Below are 3,746 nucleotides of genomic sequence, written 5' to 3' on the forward strand. Positions count from 1 at the left end.
TTTTATAGCTTAGTCATAGTTTTTTACTAAATAAGCTGCATTGATAGAATTCATTCATAAATTATTTTACTGTGTAAGACGAAAACAACTGAGTGTATGTTTTTCATATGACTCATTTGCTTTCGTTACTATCACTTTACATCTCAAGTGATTAAAAAGCAAGTGAAATATCTCAAATTCGAGATATTTTTTTGGTTAAATAACATTTTAGGGTGTAGAATCGTTAATTTCTATATGGGGTAGCGTCACATCGCCATCAAGCTAAGAAATTGGTAGTTCCCCAAAACGAAGAAAATTTTCGTTCTGGGGGGTGGTATGAGATTTTAACTTGATGGGCATGGGGTACCGTCAGCATTTCGGAGAGAACCATACTAAGCAAAAAATACAATAAGCTGCCCATATGGACAGCTCATTTACATAATTATCGTTATTGGAAGTTGATTAATATTAGCTTATTTGTCTTATAAGTTAAATCGAGAACAATTAGATCCCCAAATATTTCAGTTCTTTTTGTATGTTATTTAAGGCAAACCTCTTTCATTTTTTAAAGAAGTTCTTTGGTTCGTTTGAAGATAATCTCCAAAGAACTCGTGTATCCTGAGATTGTTAGAGTAAGGACTTGAACAAATTCCCAACCATCCTCAGCATGTTCGATAATACTACGCTTATAATCTTCTTTGGGTTGCCCTTTCCATCTATCAATTTCGACTTTCACAAATTTGTAATCATACATATTCTCTCCCCCTTTTTTCCTAATTGTACCATTTAGAAGAAGCGATGTATTGTACTTTTTTGACTGTATACTCTATACACGTTTGGTTAACATAACGTCTCATTATCGGTAGCAAAGACAAAGGCGTCCCCTTACTCTCACAAGGGATACGCCTTTGTCTTTTTCTATGATTCTATGCATCTTTTTATACATTCCTATTCTGGTGCGGTTTTATGGCTCTCGTTTGTTACTGAATGAGCCGAAAAACTGTATAAAATCTTGCATACTCTTAGCTTGTTTTTTCTATGGAATGCTGTCGATACCTTTTTAATGCATAAAGAAAAGACACCCTAAGCTGCCTTCCTCCGACTTGAACCACTTTACTGGAAATTAAGTAAACACGTCCTATAAAACAGAATCATTTATTTTCACCAGATTGTTAGTGTACAAATACTAGAGAATCCAGATCGTTTGTTTGGCTAGATTAAAGCAATGCCACGGCGCTATCAAGCTAATGTAAATTAGTATCCCTACAACGAAAAAAACGCTATTCTTTTTGTAGAAAGTAACAAAACAATTGTACATGACACCCAATATATCAAAGACTGTTTTCTTCTCATATCGATGAGATTCCCTTCCGTTTTTTTGTAAAAAATTAAACAAACGAAGTAAGATTTTTGATAGTTCTTGAGTATGTTTTTGTAGAGGTTGATGGACATGGGTACTATCCCTATAAGACAATCATATATAACTGAATACATGTATGCAACTTCATTTCAAATCTCTATATAACCATTAAAAAGGCTGCAACACAAAAACAGGCAATGGGGAAAATGCTCTCCATTGCCTGAGAATAAATAAAATGCCGGGTGTATGATTTAATTTCCATCCTTTTTATAGACGATGTAACTAGGTTCATTATAAATCCACTCATCTGTACCAATTCTTAACCAACCGTTCTTTTCTTCGTATACTGTAACTTTTTCACCTTTGCTTGCTTTTCTAACAACAAGGTAGTCAGCTCCTGCCCCGCTTCGAACATTTACCCCAATACCATTAATTTCAGCCGTACCAATTCCTTTTTGAACACTACCAGTTTCAATTACTTGAAGCATGTTTAAAATGAATACTGCTGTTTCACCACGAGTTGTTGTTCCTTTAGGGACATACAGATTATCCCCCATACCTTTTACAATACCTAAGCCGTATAATCTTTGTACAGCTTCTTTATAGATAATTTGATCTTTATCTGCAAATGGTAAGTTTGCCAATGGCCCATTTATTCCTTTATACTGTAAAGCTCTATTTACAATGCTTGCTGCTTCTTCCCTTGTAATAGGTGTGTTAGGGTCAAAATAACCGTCTCCTCTACCAGAAATGATGCCTACACTTGCAGTACGCTTAATACCATCTCGTAAAGTTGGATTTGCATCATTTAGGTCTTTAAACGTTGCATCTCCAGCTGGGAGACTTAGAGACTTAGAGATTAATTGAGCAAACTCAGCTCTTGTTACGGATCTATTAGGTGCAAAAATACCGTTTCCTTCTCCTACCATAATACCTCTTCTATTCAAATCACGAATAGCTGACTCATACCAACCTCCTGTTATATCGTCTGTTGGTTGATAAAATTTATTATAATATCCTTCAACGCCACTTACGAATGGAACCCATTGTCCACTATTAATCATAATAGCAGGACAGTTTTTACCACTCCATTTTTGGTGTTTTACAACATTATTTAATGGTACACCTGTTTCTTTCATTAAATAAGCTGCAAGTTTCTTGGCGTTATCCACTGCCTTATTGTAGTCACCATCGCTGTTAACTGCTATTTCAATTGCAATAGATTCTCTATTACCTGAACCATCCCCGTCTCCTGCATGCCATCCGTTCTCGTTTAATGGTAAGTGTTGATAAATCTCTTTATCATCTACTGTAAAGTGCCATGATGCAGCCCGGTCTGTGTTCCCTACTGCTTGGTTATATAAATATTGAGCGTGGTTTTTAGCCCCTGCGCCTACACTTTTATTATCAGTTTCATGAATTGTAATATACTTTGGAATCATATGGTTTTGAGGGCGAATATTATCGTTTCCTTCTGGAACAATCCATTCAGTAAATGGAACGCCATTTATAGTACTAGAAACTTTAGGTGCTGAGAAAGAAAGACTACGTTTTGTTCTATTTGAATTGTTAGGGATCGTTAATGTACCCGTTTCTTCATAAATACCTTCTGAACTTTGAAGACTGTCCACTTTCTTATTATCGACAGTACCTCCACCACGTCCGTCTACTCCTTCAAAACTCTCTTCAATACTTTTTAAAGCTTGTTCGTCTGATACTTGAAGTCGGGCAGTTACAGCTTGTTCTTGAACACTTATGGATTGATGGTTATTTACCGATTGTTGTTCTTCTGCAATCGATACCATCGGTGAGGATAATACGGTTAGTCCGGCTGTTAATACTACTACTTTTTTATTAAATCTAATACTCATGTTTAATTTAGTATATCTCGCTATTTTAGTAGATATACCTTCCTCCTTGCACTTCTTTTAATGTGAATCATAATAGTTAGAGACCTAAAAATAACACTTTCATTTTTCATTGCATATAATCAATCGAAATCTCTAAATTCTCCTAGATATATCAATATTTAAAAGTATTTCAAACATTTATCAAAGAGAATGATAGGAACTAAAAAAGTTCTCTTGTGCCATTTCAACCATACTATACATGATGATACTTCCACTCATACACTTACAAAAATATCATCAAAATAACTTTTGAAATGTATAAAACAATACATAATATTTTACTTGATATTCCGTTTGTTTTCTATGAAATCCACAAATTCTTGAAAAATCTTTGCTATACGGGGTACCGCAACATCACTATCAAGCTAACAAAACAAAATACCCCCTAAAATGAAAAAATACGCTATGCTTTTTGTAGAATCATAGGAAAGGATGGCGTTTTTGTATGTCTATTTCTGTATCTGATGAATTACAACTATTTGCTCAAGAAATTCAAA

Annotated in this window: 2 protein-coding genes; both read right to left on the reverse strand. The window is 34.6% G+C overall.

The genetic code is table 11. The annotated features are described in order from the left end of the window. Positions 1 to 544: 544 nt before the first annotated feature. Positions 545 to 733, reverse strand: a complete 189-nt coding sequence (locus AB3X48_RS19025) for a DUF4177 domain-containing protein (protein WP_088098776.1) — start codon at positions 731 to 733, stop codon at positions 545 to 547. Between the two features lie 857 nt (positions 734 to 1,590). After that, the gene (locus AB3X48_RS19035) at positions 1,591 to 3,210 is read right to left on the reverse strand and encodes an S-layer homology domain-containing protein (RefSeq protein WP_016104072.1); all 1,620 of its coding nucleotides are present in this window, start codon (positions 3,208 to 3,210) and stop codon (positions 1,591 to 1,593) included. Positions 3,211 to 3,746: the final 536 nt, after the last annotated feature.

The organism is Bacillus sp. S4 (genome assembly GCF_040838205.1).
Lineage (GTDB): Bacteria > Bacillota > Bacilli > Bacillales > Bacillaceae_G > Bacillus_A > Bacillus_A cereus_U.

Excerpts from the sequence above, each read along its gene's own strand:
- AB3X48_RS19025 (WP_088098776.1), bottom strand. The coding sequence starts at position 733 with ATGTATGATTACAAATTTGTGAAAGTCGAAATTGATAGATGGAAAGGG.
- AB3X48_RS19035 (WP_016104072.1), bottom strand. The coding sequence starts at position 3,210 with ATGAGTATTAGATTTAATAAAAAAGTAGTAGTATTAACAGCCGGACTA.